The sequence below is a fragment of the Methanothermococcus thermolithotrophicus DSM 2095 genome (genome assembly GCF_000376965.1).
GTDB lineage: Archaea > AGJL01 > Methanococci > Methanococcales > Methanococcaceae > Methanothermococcus > Methanothermococcus thermolithotrophicus.
Genome location: NZ_AQXV01000024.1, coordinates 1 through 17,447, shown reverse-complemented (window position 1 = coordinate 17,447; position 17,447 = coordinate 1). Strand labels below are relative to the sequence as shown.

Below are 17,447 nucleotides of genomic sequence, written 5' to 3'. Positions count from 1 at the left end.
TAAATGTTTGTATTCAAAACGGGCCCGAAGGGATTCGAACCCTCGACCGCCTGGTTAAAAGCCAGGCGCTCTACCAGACTAAGCTACGGGCCCAAAGTAAAATGTCCCGCGGGCCGGATTTGAACCAGCGACATGCGGATCTACAGTCCGCCGTTCTACCAGTCTGAACTACCGCGGGTAGTATCTAAATAAGTGGTGGGCCTGCCCAGATTTGAACTGGGGTCTCAGGATCCCAAATCCCAAAGGATGGACCAGGCTACCCCACAGGCCCAATTACACATCTTGTTTCCATGATTGAGCAACTTCGTGTTTGTAACCATGCGCTAACTTCGTTCACTCTGAGCTCCAAGGTAAAAGCTCAAGCCCCGGGGGGGATTCGAACCCCCGACCACCTGATTACAAGTCAGGCGCTCTACCAGGCTGAGCCACCGAGGCATTTTGTTTGCAAAATGAATAACAGCATTCCAGTATATAAACTTTTCGGTTGAGGTGTCGTGTATATAAAAAATATATAACATGATGGTCCAGACCTTGTTAGATCTGAACCTCAAATATACATAATCACTTATGAAATTAATCTCCCCTTACCTGTAAAAGTTCTCCTTCTTCCAACTTTGAAATATCCATTCCTTTCATAGGTTCTCCTAAGTTCTTACTAATTTCTGCAATCACGTCTGGTTTGTCGTAGTTGTATGTAGCTTCAACTATGGCTTTTGCCCTTTCCTCAGGGTTTGAAGATTTGAATATTCCTGAACCTACAAACACACCATCACATCCAAGTTGCATCATTAAAGCAGCATCTGCAGGTGTTGCTATACCTCCTGCCGCAAAGTTAACTACTGGAAGTCTCTTTAATTTAGCTACTTCATAGATCAAATCTATTGGAACTTTAAGTTCGTTTCTTGCCATTTGAACTAATTCCCTGTCCAATCCCATTTCATAGTATCCTACAACTCTTGCAATACCTTCATTTACTGCCCTCATGTGTCTTACAGCTTCAATTATGTTTCCTGTTCCTGCTTCCCCTTTAGTCCTTATCATCGCAGCTCCTTCATCTATTCTCCTCAATGCCTCACCAAGATTTCTTGCACCACATACGAATGGAACTTTAAATTGTGTTTTATCTATGTGGTTTACATCGTCTGCAGGGGTTAACACTTCACTTTCGTCTATCATGTCCACGCCAATAGCCTCTAAAACCTGAGCTTCTACAAAGTGTCCGATTCTAGCCTTAGCCATAACAGGGATTGAAACAGCGTCTTTTATTTCTAGAATCATTTCTGGATCAGACATTCTCGCTACTCCACCCTGAGCTCTTATATCAGCAGGAACTCTTTCTAAAGCCATTACGGCAGTAGCTCCTGCTTCTTCCGCTATTTTAGCTTGTTCAGCGTTTGTAACATCCATTACAACTCCGTGCTTTACCATTTTTGCAAATCCTCTTTTTAAAAGATCGGTACCTACTTTTTTCATAATATCCCTCTTTGAGTGTTCGAAACAAATCGAAGATTTGTCGAGTATCAAAAATTTTGAATCAAAGATTTCATAATTATTAAACATAAGTTTGATTATATATAAAAAATATGTTCTAACCTATCTTTAACATACCGTTGAGCGAAATGATAGACTCCATCCCCATGTATATGACCATTAATATAATTGAAGAATGTCGATGAAAGTTACCGAATATTCCAGCCTTCCTTACCTACCAGTGGGACAAATGCAACTTCCCCAAAGCTTTTTTCAATTATATCGTTCCCTTTTTTTTCTATAAGTATTAAATTTTGAGTATATCCACCAACTGGTGCCACAAGTTTTCCCCCGTCCTTTAACTGTTCTATTAAAGGTTCTGGAACTTTCGGGCCTGAGGCAGTTATATATATTCGGTCATATGGAGCATAAGGTTCATAACCTAAAGTACCATCTCCACAAACCACAACAACATTATCGTATCCCAGCTCCCTTAAGGTTTCTTCCGCCCTCTTTGCAAGTTCTGGAATTCTATCTATTGTAACAACAAGACCCCCTTTTCCAACTATCTCTGCCACAACAGCAGCATGATAACCTGAGCCTGTACCTACTTCAAGAACCTTTTGACCCTCTTTTAAATCAAGAATATCGCACATAATGGCTACCATATGGATAGCTGAAATAGTTTGACCATATCCTATTTCTAAAGGGGTATCTACATAAGCGTAACTTTCATAATCTTTTGGAACAAATTTATGCCTAGGGACTTTTAAAAGAGCTTCAGCAACTTTTTTATTTTTTATATATCCTGCAGCCATTAAATTTTCCACTATAGGAATCATTTCGTTTATTACCATGATACCATCCACAAGTACAAATATTGTATATAATATAACATATGGTAACATAGATTATAAATCAATATCACAAATACCATACTCAAAGTGGTGGTGGAATGGACAATATGGAAACTGCCCTTCAAAAATATCATTCAATAAAATTAAAACATATAATACCTCCAATGACCTCAATGCCCATAGTTTGTTGTGATTCATCGGTTATTGAAGTTTTGGAATTTCTAAGAACCCGTCATCACGTATGGGTTATAAACTGCGAAGAAGATAGGGAACTTTTGGGAATAATCGAATATCTAAATGTAATAGATCTTCTTTTACCTCCTGAGAAACATAAAATGAATATTGGGACTACTCGCTCTGCACTTAGATCAATCATAGGCGGGGCTAAAACAGCCAGAGAAATTATGGAAAAGAATGCACTTACCATAAACCATAACCAAACAGTATTGGATGCTCTTCTGAAAATGAAGAACTATGGAGTTCGAATATTGGGAGTGGTGGATGATGATGGTAAACTGGTAGGGGAAGTGAACCTCAAAATACTAATAGACAAATTTTTGAGCTTATGTTTGTAATCATGTAAAAATAAATTTTAATTCCCATGCTAACGCTTGGGATGGTGGTTTTAATGGATATTAGCTGGGTGCTCTTTACAATAGGTGTTGCATTAATTGCAGGAAAAATAGGCGACCACGTGATGGGAAAATTTGGCCTTCCGGGGGTTTTAGGCGAAATCTTGATGGGTATGATTTTGGGAAACTTATTATTTTTTGGAATAGTTGATCCAAAATATCTTACAATCCACAACAATGAGATATTTGATTTTTTATCCAGGTTGGGAATAATATTCCTCCTATTTCTTGGAGGATTAGATATAGATTTAAAGGCCCTTAAGAGAACCGGAAAAGTTGCTACAGTTTCCACCATTTTTGGAGTCATAGCTCCCTTATTAATGGGTTATTTTGCACTGTCAACTATGGGATATACTACCAAAGAATCATTTGTTGCTGGAGTTATACTAACTGCAACGAGTATCGGCATAACCGTTAGGGTAATGATGGATATGGGGGTTTTAAGAAGTGAAGTTGGTACTGCATCCTTAAGTGCCAGTGTTATGGACGACTTCTTAGGTATTATTTTAATAATATTTGCAGTTGGTTCAGGAAGTATTTTAGGATTAATTGGAAAAATAACGGGATTCTTAATAATAACAGGATTTTTAGGCTGGAAACTTGTTAACAAATATATCAATTTTTCAGAATATCTCCATGTAGAAAAAGGAGTTCTTTCAATGGCCCTTGCCATGATGTTTTTGTTTGCTTTTTTAGCTGAAAATTGGTTTGAAGCGGCCATTGAAGGATCACTTATAGCAGGAATGGTCCTTTCAAAAACCCCTGAAGGTAAAAGCCTTCTAGAAGATATCAAAACAATAGGGTATGGTTTTTTAATCCCAATATTCTTTGTATACACCGGAGCAATGCTTAATTTAACAGTTTTTGGAAATTTGGATTCTATCTATTTAGCTATAGTTTTAACAGGTATTGCAGTCGTAAGTAAGGTTATTGGAAGGGGATTTGGAGCTCATATAATGGGTTGGGATATTAAAAAATCCCTTCAAATGGGGATAGGTTCAATTCCAAGAACAGAAATTGCATTGGTTAACTTGATGGTGGCCATACAGGCGGGAGCCATATTACCGGAGAATGTACCAAAATTCATTGCAGCTACGTTGATACTTATAACAATATCGGTTCTAATAACTCCGCCACTTCTAAAATGGGCTTTTAAAGATGAGACAAACGCTTTAGAAATTTAAGTTGAATTTAAGGGAATACTATGGAACTTTTGGACCTAAATAAACTTGGAAAAATCGAAAAAGCTAGATTTATATCTAGGTTAAACAGGTTTGTAGGGATTTGTGAAATAAATGGGAAAAGAAGCAGTCTTCACATTGCAGATACTGGAAGATTAAAGGAAATATTGGTGGAAGGCAGGGAAATTCTGGTTTTAAAAAATAGAGAGGGGTTAAAAACAGACTACAAACTTTTAGCCGTTAAAATGGAAAATTGGATTTTAATAAACACTTCTTTGCACTCAAAAATCGCTAAAAAAGTCATAGAATACGGAATACTTGGATTCAAACCTAAAAAAGTTAAGGCAGAAGTTAAATTTGGTAACAGTAGGTTAGATTTTTTAGTTGATGACAAAATCTACGTTGAAGTTAAAGGAAGTAACCTAATGGTTAATTTAAATAACTTAAACAAGTGTTTATTTCCTGATGCACCAACCGAAAGAGGTAGGAAACATATTAGAGAGCTCATGAAAGCTAAAGAACAAGGATATGGATCTGTAATTTTAATAATGGGACTTAGGGATTGCGACTGTTTTTCCCCTAACTTCGAGATGGATAAGGAGTTTGGGGAAATATTCATTGAAGCTTTAAAAAAAGGGGTTGAATACGTTGGATTTAAGATAAAAATAGATGAAAACTTTAAAGTTGTTTTAAATGGTAAAATGGAGCTCTGTAGGGAGCTTTATTATTTTTCTATCAACAAATAACCTACAGTACTTACAATAAGGGAAAACAAGGCCGCAACCTTGTACATGTTTGTAATTCCCAAATAATCGGCAATAATTCCAGAGGATATGGCACCTACAAATATTCCCACATTTATGCTTGTCGTGAAAAGCCCCATAGCTTCCCCTTTTCTATTAAGCGGTATCTCGTTAATTGCCAAAGACATTACCGCAGGTGCAGAAATTGAAGCTCCAATTGCGGCGGTTATTAACGAGAAGAGCATCTTTATGAAAGAATCAGACATTGAAAGCAGATATATCCCTGACACCATTATTGCAATTCCAAAGATTATTACTCGGCTTCCTATCTTATCGTAAAGTATTCCAAATCTTTTTTGAAGGAAAGCCATTAAAAAATTCATTGTTGCAATCATAAACCCGACATAGGTTGGAGTTACACCATACTGGATAGCATATAATGCCAAATAAGCCATTACACTCGCATTTATCATCATATTTGATACATTAATAATAAATGAAGCTAAAAAATTCCTATTTTTTAAAAATTCAAGTGAGAAAAGTCTATTTATTTTCATTACTTCTCCGATACTATTTTCTTCAGAACCTCCATATACATTAATGTCTTTTAGCCTTGTATAGGCTATAATAGATGCTAAAATCCCCAAAATACCACATACGTAAAATGGTGCTTCAATTCCATATATGTCCGCAAGAGTACCTCCAACAAGAGGACCTACACCAAGCCCTAAGGTGATTGCAGAGTTGAAAACCCCCATATATTCCCCCATTCTGGCTTTTGGAGCTATGGTGGCCACATAAGAACCTGCAACAGGCGTTATAAACGAAGAAAAAACACCTGTAAACACCCTTACAACCAAAAGCCCTGCTATGGTACTTACAAAATTATAAAATAGCGTTGATATACCATAAAATAAAGTTCCAATAACCATGAAAATTTTCTTCCCATATACATCAGATAGGGAACCTACAGGAAGTTGAGCCATAGTTCTAGCCAGTGCAAAAGAACCGAAAATTATGCCCACTTCTAAATTGGTAGCCCCTAAAGACTGAGCATATATTGCCATAAGAGGTGCTATAAGACCAACACCAAGCATGGTGACAAAAGTTGTGACCCACACTACAAATATGTCATCTATCGGTTTTCCCATAAATTCACCTAATTGAAGTTGCAATACTCTATTGGTTTTGAATATATATCTACTTTTTGAATTTATGGGTGCGCCTTATTTCAAATCCGATATAAACATCCCAGTAAAGGATAAATTAAATTAAAAATTAAAATTTTTTTATTTTTAGCATATATTAACCAATCCATTTGTCCAAAGTAACCTTTGGTTCATACCATTTTATTTTTGGACGATTCTTCATAATTTTTCCATACTCTCCCCCACCACCGGGGTAAATATATATTTTATTTCTTCTAAATAACTCGATGGTTCTTCCGACTTTTTCATTTATGCCCCTGAGCTCTTCAACATCCGCATTTATAAGAACGTCTATTTCATTTCCGTATTTTTCGATATATTCTTGCCATAAGCCATCAACAGACTTTGTACCAATATTTTTTCCTATAGATAGGGATATAATTTGAGATAATGGAATTACCTTATAGTATGGGGGCCTAAAATCCGGATGGTTGATATTATTATCATCCCCGCAGGGTTCGGAAGTCTCTGATTTTTGTAACCTGCCGGATTCGGAAGCCAAAGGCTTCCGTAACGATAATTCTTTAATCCTGTCCAGTACGCCTTTTTTAATCCTTCCACCACATTCATCGCATTTAAATCCCAATTTTTCAGCATCCTCCAAATGGTATCTTAAATAACACTTTGTACAGGCCGTAAGATGGTACTTTCCCAAATTAGGATCAAGCCCATAATTAGCCACTATTTTATTGTTCTTTAAAACCTTCTTAACCTCTTCAAAGTTTTCTTCAAAATCTCCAAGATTGTCAACTTCAAATTGGTTAAATTCCCTTCCCAACCTATGCGGATAAAACGAGTGGGCGTCGGAATTGCTTAAAAAGTTTATATCCCTAAGTTCGTCTATCATATCCGCCATGTCAGTATCTGCAGACAGCCCGAGCTCTATAAAATCAGGCTTTTTTTCGTAACAATCGTATATTGAATTAAATGACTTGTAAATACTTGTCCATGGTGTAAAACAGTGGGCAGGTCCAATTAAACCACCTACGTCATGGACAATATTCAAAAGTTCTTTTCCGTCCAAAACTATATGGGGCCTTCCTTCAATATCTATATTTTTAGAGTATTTACTTAAAATGGATCTTAGTTCTTCAACCTTTGAAATATTTGGCAAAAAAATCAGATGATGAACTCGATGAATATCTTCAACTTCAGTTGTTAGAAGGAGATTTTCAGTTTTTCCATCGGAATATTCTTTAATCTCATTGAGCCACTTTGGATTGAGACAGTCGCCGGTACCTATTAAACTCAGACCTTTAAGCTTACCATATTTTAATATATGTTCAATATCCATATACTTAGAAGTTCCTTTTGAATACTTGGAATGAATATGTAAATCAGCATTTATAATCATCAAATCACCAGGTGAGGTTTTATGAATATTAACTATTCTATTTTAAAAAAATATCCTTTATGTCACAGGTGCTTTGGAAGACTCTATGCAAAGTTACTCCACACCACAAACTTAGAACGAGGTAAGGGCTTAAAGATAGCCAAAGCCATTGAATTAGAAGCTAGATTAAAGCTTTTAGAAGAAGAACTTGAAAAGAGTGAAATAAATGAGGAAATAGAAGGTATTGAAAAAAATGATGACATTAAAGATACTAAAAATATAGAAAATAAAGATGACGACGAACAGAAAAACGAAGAAGATCAAATAACAACCAAAACTGATGAAATACTGAAGGAGATAACGGAAATTAAAGAAGAACTAAAAGAGGTCTACAAAAGTGGGTTAACTGAAATAAAAGTAAATTTGGATGTGGAACCGGAAAAATGCCCTTGGTGTAAAAACATCTTTGATGAGGAAAATTTAAATGAAATATCTGAAAAAGCCGCTGAGCTCCTAAAAGAATATGAATATGACGCTTTTTTAGTTGGTACTACATTACCTAAAAAGATAAAAGAGTTAGAGAAGGAACTTGAAACACCATTTATTGAAAGTATAAGGCAAGAATTCGGAAGAGAAATTGGAAAACGTCTAGTTGCGAAAACTGGAAAAAGAGTCGATAAGGTTAATCCAGATATTGTGGTATTAATAAACCCGTACAATAAAAAGATAAACCTACAGGTAAACCCTATTTTTATTAAAGGAAGGTATAGAAAGTTAGTAAGGGGAATTCCACAAACCCATTGGCATTGTAGATCTTGTAGGGGAAAAGGATGTCCTAAATGTGACTTTACAGGAAAGCAGTACCCAACATCAGTTGAAGAGATTGTTGCAGAGCCTTTTATGAAGGCTACAAAGGGCAGTGGTGAGTCATTCCATGGAGCCGGTCGTGAAGATATAGATGTAAAAATGTTAGGGAATGGAAGGCCCTTTGTACTTGAAATAAAAGAACCTAAAATAAGAAAAATAGATTTAGAAAAGCTTGCAGAAGAAGTAAATAAAAGTGGAAAAGTCGAAATTCTCGATGTATCTTACGGTGTTAGAAAGGATGTGGTGTTCTTCAAAAACGAAGCTCATAAAAAAACCTACCTGGCACTTGTCGAATGTGAGGACGAAGTTAGTAACGATGAGTTAACACAGTTGACCAAAAAACTCGAAAACCTAACCATTAACCAGCGAACTCCAAAAAGGGTATCACATAGAAGGGCAGATCTGGTAAGAGTCCGTAAGGTATATAAAGTTTGGGCACATAAAATAGATAACCATAATTTTGAACTCAAAATATTTTGTGATGGCGGCTTGTATATTAAGGAGCTCATAAGTGGAGATGATGGAAGAACATCCCCGTCTGTTTCTGAAATTTTAGGTAAAAAGTGCATTTGTAAGGTACTGGATGTTTTAGACGTCCATGATAAAGAATAGATTTATTAATAGAAATAATTATATATGTAAAAAAGAAAATATGTCGAGAACCGAAGGTTTTTGAATACTCATCTAAACCAAGGTTTTTACTGCAAAAATATAGAAATTAGTATTAACACCTAAGCATAAGCTAAGGTGAGTATGGAAACCTTTACAGGTTTCACCCTATGAAACACTTTTAGGAGGAATGATTATGGCACAAAAAAGTGAAGGATTTAGAAGTAAAACAAGATACAAACTCAAAAAACACCCTAGAGCTAAAGGATTGTTTCCAATCACAAGAGCTTTAAAAGAGTACAAAGAAGGGGACATAGTACACGTTATATTAGACCCATCAGTACAGAAAGGAATGCCACATCCAAAATTCCACGGTAAAACTGGAATGGTTGTAGGACAAAGAGGAAGAGCATTCTTAGTTAGAGTAAGAGACGGTGGAAAATTAAAAGACATCATTGTAAGACCACAGCACTTAAGAGAATGTAAAGCATAATTACAATATATTTATTTTAAATACGTATTGAAACCGTTTTTAATGGTTTCAGATTTCATTTAGTCTCTTTTCGTCCAACTACTTTTTTGGGGGATATTATGATAGGAAAGGAAATTATTTCCGAAAGATATACTACAATAGCTCATGCAAAAGAAATAATGAATAATAGAGCGAATTTTGACGATTTATCTTACGAACATGGATGTGCATTGGATTACTTGGAAAAATTCAGTAAACTAAGCGTAGAAGATGCTGAAAAACTAGCTAATGAATTAAAAGAACTTGGGTTAGATGATAAAATTGTTCTCAAAATAGTCGATATACTACCTGAAGATGTTGAGGATCTAAAATTGATATTTTACAGATCAGATTTACCAGAAAATATGGAAGAAATACTTGATATAGTATGCAAATACAAGTAAACAATCACAAAAACTAAAAACTAAATGGCCTCTTTGCAAGAATTGCTGGCCATATTGATTACATACTCTTGGCACAGTCATAAGATAGTTGATCTCAAATATTGTAAAGGAACTTAAATAAATAGAATACTTGAAATCTCAATATTTGCGACACGATTCGCTATTTTAAATTTAAGTCATTAATTTTTTATGTGTTAAAGGGATATTTTATATTAATTATTATTTTAAATTAATTTACAAATATTAAATATACAAGGTGTAATTATGAGAACCACTGCCCGTAAAAAGAAGATGGAATTTGAAGATTATGCCTATATTCTAGACTATCTTGAGTACGGGTATTCTGATGATAAAAGACCAATTCACCAACGAAAGCCTATTGGGCAGGCGTTTGGTGAAAAACAATTTGTACTCATGGAATTAGTATTTAAAGATGAAGTTTCTGCCGAATTGGCCGAAAAAGTCTATATAGGGAAGGGGAAACGAGATAAAGTAGACCACGTCTCAAGAATGTTAAAATATAATGAACTAACACCAACTGCAAAAACAGAACTACTTTATGTAATAAAAGAAGCTGTTAAACAGGATGAAGATAGATTCATAAAATTCCTAAATGAATGTGGCCCAATAACCTCAAGACTGCATTCCCTTCAACTTATTCCTGGGATTGGAAAAACATCCATGTGGAAAATCATTGAGGAAAGGGAAGTAAAACCTTTCGAAAGTTTCAAGGATTTTGAAGAAAGAGTACATAAAAACATTATAGATGCCATAGCAAAGAGAATTGAGGGGGAGTTAAAAGAGCCTCAAAAATACTACCTATTTGTTAAATGGAAGGAAGGACTCCATGTTAAATAATTCATATATTAATTATAGCGAAACACTTTACATTAATTTTTTTATTTCCTGTGATTGGATGAAAATCACTTCATGATTTTCATAGCTCACCTCGTTACACTCGGTGATTGAACAAAATCCCTACCGGGATTTTGTAGCTCACCTCATTTCATTCGGTGATACAGTGAAGATTTTGATGCCAACTATTTATCATCCATATATGGGCGGAATAACTATTCACGTTGAAAATTTAATAAAAAACCTAAATAAAATTGGAGATTACGAATTTCATATTCTAAACTATAAGAGTGAGGGCAATACCCACTCTGAAGATGAATTTAATAAGTATTATTTTGACAATGTCTATGTTTATGAAGTTCCGTATATCTCTAAAATCCGCGGTCCAAGCTATTTTACCAAAGGTTATCAGCTTGGAAAAAAGATAATTAAAAATGAAGGTATAGACTTAATACACAGCCACTATGCATTTCCTCAAGGCTTTTTAGGTGCTTTTTTAAGTAAAAAATTTGATATTCCCCATATTTTAACCCTACACGGTAGTGATGTTTTAAGATTATCTAAAAACCCCGTAGGAAAATATTTTTTTAATTATGCAGTTAAAAATTGTGACAATTTGGTATGTGTCAGCAACTACTTAAAAAACGAGCTGATTAAAAGCAAATGCACTTGTAAAACTAAAAAAATAGATGTAGTATATAATGGAGTAGATACTGATTTATTTTACGAAAATGGAAATGATAAAAATTACGGGTTGTTTGTAGGTTCTTTTGTAAAGCAGAAGGGGATTGAAATTTTAATTGAGAGTGTTAAAGATTTGGATTTTGAATTTATATTAATAGGGGATGGGGAGCTCTTTAAAAATTTTTCAGATAAGATTAACAACGAGGGTATTGAAAACATCAAACTCTTAGGTAAGAAGAATCAGAACGAAACAGCCGAATATATCAGAAACTGCAGTTTTTTAGTTCTCCCGTCAATATCCGAAGGTTTGGGCATGGTTTTACTTGAAGCTATGGCATGTGGAAAACCAGTTATAGGCACGAAGGTTGGAGGAATTCCTGAATTAATAAAAGATGAATACAACGGATTTTTAGTTCCGCCAAATAATCCTGATGAATTAAGAAAAAAAATAGAAATATTAATAAACAATAATGAATTAAGAAAAAAAATAGGTAAGAACGGTAAGGAATTTTCCAAAAACTTTTCATGGGAAAATACTGCTGAAAAAATCGATAGGATATACAATAGTATGTTAAAAACCATGCATTAACTCTACTAAATACGTGAGCAACATGATACCAATTTTTGTTAATTTAGAAGGATATAAGGCCCTAGTTTTTGGATTTGGAAACGTTGGAAAAAGAAGAGTCAAAAAGTTATTGAAATCTGGTGCCAGTATAACCGTTTATTCAAAGGATGTAATCGATATAGAAAAGGAATACGAAAAAGTTGAATTTATAAACTGCGATGTAAACAGCTTAAGTTATAAAGAATTATATAATATAATTAAGAATTATGATATTATTGTAACTGCAATAGATAAAGCAAACAACGAAAGAATTGTTAAAATTGCAAGGGATCTAAGAAAACTCGTTAATTCTTCCACATTTGAGGACGATATCAATCTAATTATACCTGCCTATTGTGAGATTGATGACGTGTCTTTTGCCATTTACACCAAGGGAAAAAGTCCATTAATAGCCAGAGAAGTACGAAAACTTGTTGAAAATTACTTAACACATCATGAGGACCAGTTAATTCTTCAGAGCTCAGTACGGGATTTTTTGAAAAACATAAATTCAATTTCTGATCAGAGGGTTAGGAAGGAAATTCTTGAAAAAATATTCGACAACGAAAGATTCAGAGAAGAGCTCCTAAAGCTGATTGAGAGGTATAGGTGAAGGTATGCTACTGTTCAAAGCTGATTATAAAAAATACTCCATTCCCCTACTTGAAAAGATGAGATTCGATGAAGAGGAATTTTATAAAAAATACGATAAATGTGTTTTAATTCAGACCTGTAACAGAATAGAGGTCTATTTTGATAACTATTGTATCGATAAAAAAGAGGAAGAAAAGCTAGTCGAGGATTTTAAATATTTTGATACCTTAACTGGAAAAGAAGCCATAATTCACCTTTTAAGAGTATCTTGTGGTCTTGAATCCATGATAGTAGGTGAGGACCAGATTCTTGGCCAAATAAAAAAAAGTTACATTAAAGCTAGAGAACTTAAAAAAACTACAAAATATCTGGACAACATTTTGTTAAAAAGCATTCATGTTGGACAGAGGGTTAGAAAGGAAACAAAAATAAATGAAGGCGGAGTATCGATAGGAAGTGCTGCAGTTGAGCTCGTGGAAAAAACCGTTGGACTCTGTGGAAAAAAAGTATTGCTGGTAGGGGCAGGGGAAATCGGCACACTTGTTGCAAAGGCACTGATTGAAAAAAACATTAAAGCTATCATAGTGGCAAATAGAACCTATGAACGGGCAGAACGTCTTTCAAAAGAGTTAAAAGGTATGGCAGTGCATTTCGACAAGCTTAAAGAAGCCATTAACTTCAGCGACATTGTAATATGTGCCACAGCTTCACCACACTACATATTGGAAAAGAAGGACCTTGAAGATGTGGGGGAAAAGGTAATTGTAGATATTGCCAATCCAAGGGATGTTAAAGATGATGTTAAGGAACTAGACAATATAAAACTTTACACGATTGATGATTTAAGGCTTGTTTCAGATGAAAATCTGAAAAAAAGAAAAAGTGAAATTCCGAAGGTTGAAAAAATTATTGAAGAGGAGTATGAGCTCCTAATATCTCAGCTCGAAAAGATGAAGGTCGAAGATATAGTAAAAGACTTTAACAGCTACATTGAGGATATAAGGGAAAGGGAACTCCAAAAGGCTTTAAGAATGTTAAATTGCAAAGATCCGGAAAAAGTATTGGAGGATTTTTCAAAGGCATTCGCAAAGAGAATAATTCATGATTTTGTTAACTACTCTCATTGTGTTTCCAAGGATGATTTAACAAACTCTATGTGGTGGAAAAATGGAAAAAGGAAATAACGAAATACTTGAAAAACTTTTAAAAAAAGAAATAAAACCATATCAACTGGATGACCTTGTAGGGGAAAAAGAAGCCATTGAGTTAAGAAGAAAATACATTGAAAAAATCTCCCAAGTGGAAACCAAACACATTGGGCACTATACTATCGATGAAAAAGAAGCCATGAAGAAGAACATTGAAAACATGATTGGGGCAGTTCAGATTCCGCTTGGCTTTGCAGGTCCCTTAAAGATAAATGGAAAATATGCAAACGGAGAGTTTTATGTGCCCCTAGCTACAACAGAGGGAGCTCTTGTAGCTTCTGTAAACAGGGGGTGCAGTATTGTAACAAAATGTGGGGGAGTAACGGTTAGAGTGATAGATGACAAGATGACCAGAGCTCCAGTTATAAAAACAGAATCTGTAATTGATGCGGTTAAACTAAAGGAGTGGATAAAAGAAAACTTCCAAAGAATAAAAGAAGTTGCAGAAAGTACCACCAGACATGGTAAATTAATAGACATAAATCCAATTTTAATAGTTGGAAGATATGTATATCCAAGGTTTGTTTATAAAACCGGGGATGCCATGGGCATGAACATGGTGACAATTGCCACAGAAAAAGCCTGTAATTTCATTGAAGAAGAACTTAAAAAGGAAAATATAAACATCCATACTGTGGCATTAAGTGGGAATGCCTGTGTGGACAAAAAACCTGCTGGAATAAACTTAATAGAAGGTAGGGGAAAAAGTATAATCGCAGAGGTATTTTTAAAAGAAGAAGAGATAAAAAAATACTTAAAAACAACATCAAAGGCGATCGAACAGGTAAATATGTACAAAAACCTAATAGGTTCTGCAATAAGTAATTCAATGGGTTTCAATGCACACTATGCAAATATAATAGGAGCTCTGTTTTTGGCAACTGGCCAGGACGAAGCCCATATAGTTGAAGGTAGTTTAGGAATAACTGTTGCAGAATGTACCGAAGATGGAGTTTATTTCTCAGTTACACTTCCTGACGTACCGGTTGGAACCGTTGGAGGGGGTACAAGGGTAGAAACTCAGAAGGAATGTTTAGAACTGTTGGGATGCCATGGTGGAGATAAGGCATTGAAGTTCGCCGAAATAGTTGGTGCAACAGTTTTAGCTGGAGAACTATCTTTAATAGGAGCTCTATCAGTAGGTCATCTAGCCAGAGCTCATGCCCAATTAGGCAGATAAGAACCAATATTTTATCCCTTACTATTGCTCATATTTATTTTATTATTTTTTATTGAAATCAGAGCAAATCCAAGGGAACCTAACAAATCAGAGATTAAAGGTTTTCATCGAGATCCAGTATACTCCTACCTCAATTATAAGTATTAATATAATATATTTAAATTAATATAATATTATCCAAAACTAAAAAAATTTAAATAAATATATGTGTTTTAGAATGACTTTATTGTACAAATAATATAGGTTTCCATATATAACTTGTTTAATTGTTTAAAAATATAAGGTGGGACACTATGGATTCGTTTTTAACAGATATTCAGATTAAAATTTTAGAATTGAGGAAAAAGGGATACACCCAAGATGAAATTGCAAAAGTTATGGGCACAAGTCGGGCAAACATAAGTATGATAGAGAAGCGGGCCCGGGAAAACGTAGAGAAGGCAAAAAACACTTTGAGGATATATTGTAACATTATAGCTCCATTAAAGATAGAAGTTAGCCCAGGCACTGATGTCCTGGAAATTCCAGAGATGGTATTCACGAAGTCTGATGAAAAGAACATCCACGTAAACTACAATGCATTAGAGGTAATAGAATTTATCAATAAAAATGCGAAAAAATATATTGAAAATAGGATTGTTAAGGAACCTTTTATAATAAACATCCTCGAAAATGGGGATATTAACATCTATCCATCTGAAAATAAGGGATAATATGAGAATACTTAAAGAAATTCCTGAAAAAAATATAATAAAGGTGATGCCAGAAAACCTTGATGATCTATGGCACCTATCACACATTATCGGAAAATACAACGTAGTATCTGCAGTTACAGAAAGAAGAGTTGAAGATAAGGGAGATAAGTTAAGGGCAGACAGGGGAGCTAAAAAAAAGGTATTCCTAGGAATTAAAGTTGAAAAGGTAAATTTTCACGAAGATACCAATAGATTAAGAGTCAGCGGTAAGATAATTCACGCTCCAGATGATATTCCAATTGGTTCATATCATACAATAGATATAGAACCATTTACGGACGTTTCAATTCAAAAGAACTGGAAAAAGTGGGATTTAGAGAGATTAAAAGATGCAGAGAATTCTTCAAAGAAACCAAAAGTTGTGGTAGTAATTATGGATGATAGTGAGGCTGATATATTTTTAGTCAGAGAGTACGGAATAAAAGAACTAGTAAGTATAAAATCAGGAGTATCAAAAAAATTGGACTATAAACAGAATGAACAGGCTAAACTTAATTACTATCATGAAATAGTAAACGCAATATCTGAATTTGAAGGTAAAATCCTTGTTGCAGGTCCTGGATTTGGAAAAAACAACTTTCAAAAGTACCTATCTGAAAAGCATAGGGATTTAGTTCCAAGGGTGGTTGTTGAATCTACAAATCATACTGGAAGACTCGGATTAAGCGAGATTTTAAAATCAGGGATAATTGACAGAATATATGGAGAAGCAAGAGTTAGCAAGGAAACACAACTCGTAAATAAACTCTTGGAAGAAATTTCAAAAAAAGGACTTGCATCCTATGGTATCGAGGATGTTAAAAATGCCATGAACTATTCTGCAATTGAAACCCTTTTAGTTACAGACGAGTTTATAAGAAAAAATAGAAGGGCTGTTGAAGACCTAATGAACTCAGTTGAAAATATAGGCGGAAAAGTTGTAATTATATCTACCGAACATGATGCCGGAAAGCAGTTAAAGGCGTTGGGAGGCGTGGGAGCACTTTTAAGGTTTCCAATAGAATGAAACAGTTTTTTGTAATTTTATCCACCCTATAAAATAATATTTTAGTAAAATATTGGAGGGATTTAATGAATAACTTAATAGTAGCTAGAATGCAGAAATTCACAATAGAGGATTTAATGAGATGTATTTTGGGCCTGCAAGAAATAGAGATTAGAATATACTTTGAGCTCCTAAATCTTGAGGAAGCTCCAGTAAATGAAATAGCCAAAAAAATTGGACGAGACAGAACAACGGTGCAGAAAGGTTTAAGAAGCTTAATAAACTGTGGATTGGTAGAGAGAGAAAAAGTAACAGAGACTTTTGGATATAAATACATATACCGACCTGTAGAATTTGAAAAAGTTAAGGATATCATGGAAAAACTTTTGGACGATTGGTATATGGGTGTAAAAGAATGGTTAAAAAAACAGTAGTTTAAATTAAAAAATATGAATAAATATTTAATTTTGTTCCATAAGTTCTTTAACTTCTTCTAAGAACTTTCCTTTTCCAATCCTTGCCATAACTGCGGCCAATCTTTCTCTTTGTGGTTTTTTAGCGTATTTGTGGTATACTATCAATACCTTATCTATTAAATTGAGTATCTCTTCAACACTCATTAATTTCATGCTTACTCCTTCTATTACCTCCCTTCCGGTCTTACCTCCAACATACACCATAAATCCTTCTTCTTTAACATCCCTACCTTCATTTGGACATGCCTTTATACATTTTCCACATCCAATACATACATTGTAGTTTGT

19 protein-coding genes and 4 tRNA genes are annotated in these 17,447 nt (G+C 34.6%); 14 read left to right on the top strand and 9 right to left on the bottom strand.

Translation table 11 applies throughout. From position 1 onward, the window contains the following. Positions 1 to 19: 19 nt before the first annotated feature. From F555_RS0101145 to F555_RS0101120, 6 genes are all read right to left on the bottom strand, one after another. Positions 20 to 93, bottom strand: a tRNA-Lys gene (locus F555_RS0101145). 11 nt (positions 94 to 104) lie between these two features. Beyond that, positions 105 to 178, bottom strand: a tRNA-Tyr gene (locus tag F555_RS0101140). A gap of 15 nt (positions 179 to 193) precedes the next feature. After that, positions 194 to 271: transfer RNA gene (locus F555_RS0101135), tRNA-Pro, on the bottom strand. Positions 272 to 361: 90 nt separating this feature from the next. Beyond that, positions 362 to 435 (bottom strand) — tRNA-Thr (locus F555_RS0101130). Positions 436 to 573: 138 nt separating this feature from the next. After that, positions 574 to 1,473 carry a pyridoxal 5'-phosphate synthase lyase subunit PdxS gene (pdxS, locus tag F555_RS0101125; protein WP_018153387.1) on the bottom strand — a complete coding sequence of 300 codons (900 nt, stop codon included), beginning with the start codon at positions 1,471 to 1,473 and terminating at the stop codon, positions 574 to 576. A gap of 206 nt (positions 1,474 to 1,679) precedes the next feature. Beyond that, positions 1,680 to 2,327 (bottom strand): protein-L-isoaspartate O-methyltransferase, encoded by a 648-nt coding sequence (locus tag F555_RS0101120; protein ID WP_018153386.1) that lies wholly within the window; start codon positions 2,325 to 2,327, stop codon positions 1,680 to 1,682. A 98-nt stretch (positions 2,328 to 2,425) separates the two neighbouring features. Here F555_RS0101120 and F555_RS0101115 point away from each other — a divergent pair, with 98 nt between their 5' ends. From F555_RS0101115 to sfsA, 3 genes are read left to right on the top strand one after another with little or no spacing between them, the layout of a single operon-like run. Then, positions 2,426 to 2,902 carry a CBS domain-containing protein gene (locus tag F555_RS0101115; RefSeq protein ID WP_018153385.1) on the top strand — a complete coding sequence of 159 codons (477 nt, stop codon included), beginning with the start codon at positions 2,426 to 2,428 and terminating at the stop codon, positions 2,900 to 2,902. Between the two features lie 53 nt (positions 2,903 to 2,955). After that, positions 2,956 to 4,143: a cation:proton antiporter gene (locus F555_RS0101110; RefSeq protein ID WP_018153384.1), complete on the top strand. Its 1,188-nt coding sequence runs from the start codon at positions 2,956 to 2,958 to the stop codon at positions 4,141 to 4,143. 20 nt (positions 4,144 to 4,163) lie between these two features. Continuing rightward, entirely contained in the window at positions 4,164 to 4,886 is a 723-nt protein-coding gene (gene sfsA / locus F555_RS0101105; protein WP_018153383.1) for a DNA/RNA nuclease SfsA, read from the top strand. Here the strand turns inward: sfsA and F555_RS0101100 are convergent. Together F555_RS0101100 and F555_RS0101095 are read right to left on the bottom strand one after the other, a co-directional pair. Further along, positions 4,865 to 6,034 carry an MFS transporter gene (locus tag F555_RS0101100; protein ID WP_018153382.1) on the bottom strand — a complete coding sequence of 390 codons (1,170 nt, stop codon included), beginning with the start codon at positions 6,032 to 6,034 and terminating at the stop codon, positions 4,865 to 4,867. The two genes, sfsA and F555_RS0101100, sit on opposite strands and share 22 nt — an antisense overlap. A 154-nt stretch (positions 6,035 to 6,188) precedes the next feature. Next, entirely contained in the window at positions 6,189 to 7,445 is a 1,257-nt protein-coding gene (locus F555_RS0101095; protein ID WP_018153381.1) for a TIGR00375 family protein, read from the bottom strand. Between the two features lie 21 nt (positions 7,446 to 7,466). Between F555_RS0101095 and F555_RS0101090 the strand changes: the two genes are divergently transcribed. From F555_RS0101090 to F555_RS0101040, 11 genes are all read left to right on the top strand, one after another. After that, a complete protein-coding gene (locus tag F555_RS0101090; RefSeq protein ID WP_018153380.1) occupies positions 7,467 to 8,903 on the top strand; it encodes a tRNA pseudouridine(54/55) synthase Pus10 in 1,437 nt (478 codons plus the stop codon). A 193-nt stretch (positions 8,904 to 9,096) separates the two neighbouring features. Continuing rightward, complete coding sequence (locus F555_RS0101085) at positions 9,097 to 9,393, top strand: 50S ribosomal protein L21e (RefSeq protein WP_018153379.1); 297 nt, start codon at positions 9,097 to 9,099, stop codon at positions 9,391 to 9,393. A gap of 98 nt (positions 9,394 to 9,491) precedes the next feature. Next, a complete protein-coding gene (locus tag F555_RS0101080; protein WP_018153378.1) occupies positions 9,492 to 9,815 on the top strand; it encodes an RNA polymerase Rpb4 family protein in 324 nt (107 codons plus the stop codon). A 264-nt stretch (positions 9,816 to 10,079) separates the two neighbouring features. Beyond that, complete coding sequence (locus F555_RS0101075; RefSeq protein ID WP_018153377.1) at positions 10,080 to 10,673, top strand: DUF655 domain-containing protein; 594 nt, start codon at positions 10,080 to 10,082, stop codon at positions 10,671 to 10,673. A gap of 163 nt (positions 10,674 to 10,836) precedes the next feature. Then, positions 10,837 to 11,943 carry a glycosyltransferase family 4 protein gene (locus tag F555_RS0101070; protein ID WP_018153376.1) on the top strand — a complete coding sequence of 369 codons (1,107 nt, stop codon included), beginning with the start codon at positions 10,837 to 10,839 and terminating at the stop codon, positions 11,941 to 11,943. A gap of 22 nt (positions 11,944 to 11,965) precedes the next feature. Continuing rightward, positions 11,966 to 12,574 (top strand): precorrin-2 dehydrogenase/sirohydrochlorin ferrochelatase family protein, encoded by a 609-nt coding sequence (locus tag F555_RS0101065; RefSeq protein ID WP_018153375.1) that lies wholly within the window; start codon positions 11,966 to 11,968, stop codon positions 12,572 to 12,574. A 4-nt stretch (positions 12,575 to 12,578) separates the two neighbouring features. Further along, positions 12,579 to 13,739 carry a glutamyl-tRNA reductase gene (hemA, locus tag F555_RS0101060; RefSeq protein WP_018153374.1) on the top strand — a complete coding sequence of 387 codons (1,161 nt, stop codon included), beginning with the start codon at positions 12,579 to 12,581 and terminating at the stop codon, positions 13,737 to 13,739. After that, a complete protein-coding gene (hmgA, locus tag F555_RS0101055) occupies positions 13,723 to 14,943 on the top strand; it encodes a hydroxymethylglutaryl-CoA reductase (NADPH) (protein ID WP_018153373.1) in 1,221 nt (406 codons plus the stop codon). Before hemA ends, hmgA begins: the two co-directional genes overlap by 17 nt. A 293-nt stretch (positions 14,944 to 15,236) precedes the next feature. Beyond that, a complete protein-coding gene (locus F555_RS0101050; protein ID WP_018153372.1) occupies positions 15,237 to 15,656 on the top strand; it encodes a Tfx family DNA-binding protein in 420 nt (139 codons plus the stop codon). Between the two features lies 1 nt (position 15,657). Further along, positions 15,658 to 16,704: an mRNA surveillance protein pelota gene (locus F555_RS0101045; protein ID WP_018153371.1), complete on the top strand. Its 1,047-nt coding sequence runs from the start codon at positions 15,658 to 15,660 to the stop codon at positions 16,702 to 16,704. 65 nt (positions 16,705 to 16,769) lie between these two features. Continuing rightward, the gene (locus tag F555_RS0101040; RefSeq protein ID WP_018153370.1) at positions 16,770 to 17,117 is read left to right on the top strand and encodes a helix-turn-helix domain-containing protein; all 348 of its coding nucleotides are present in this window, start codon (positions 16,770 to 16,772) and stop codon (positions 17,115 to 17,117) included. A gap of 27 nt (positions 17,118 to 17,144) precedes the next feature. On the opposite strand, the gene F555_RS08885 is transcribed toward F555_RS0101040, so the two are convergent. Next, a partial coding sequence (locus tag F555_RS08885; RefSeq protein ID WP_040682748.1) for a 4Fe-4S dicluster domain-containing protein occupies positions 17,145 to 17,447 on the bottom strand: 303 nt, incomplete at its 5' end.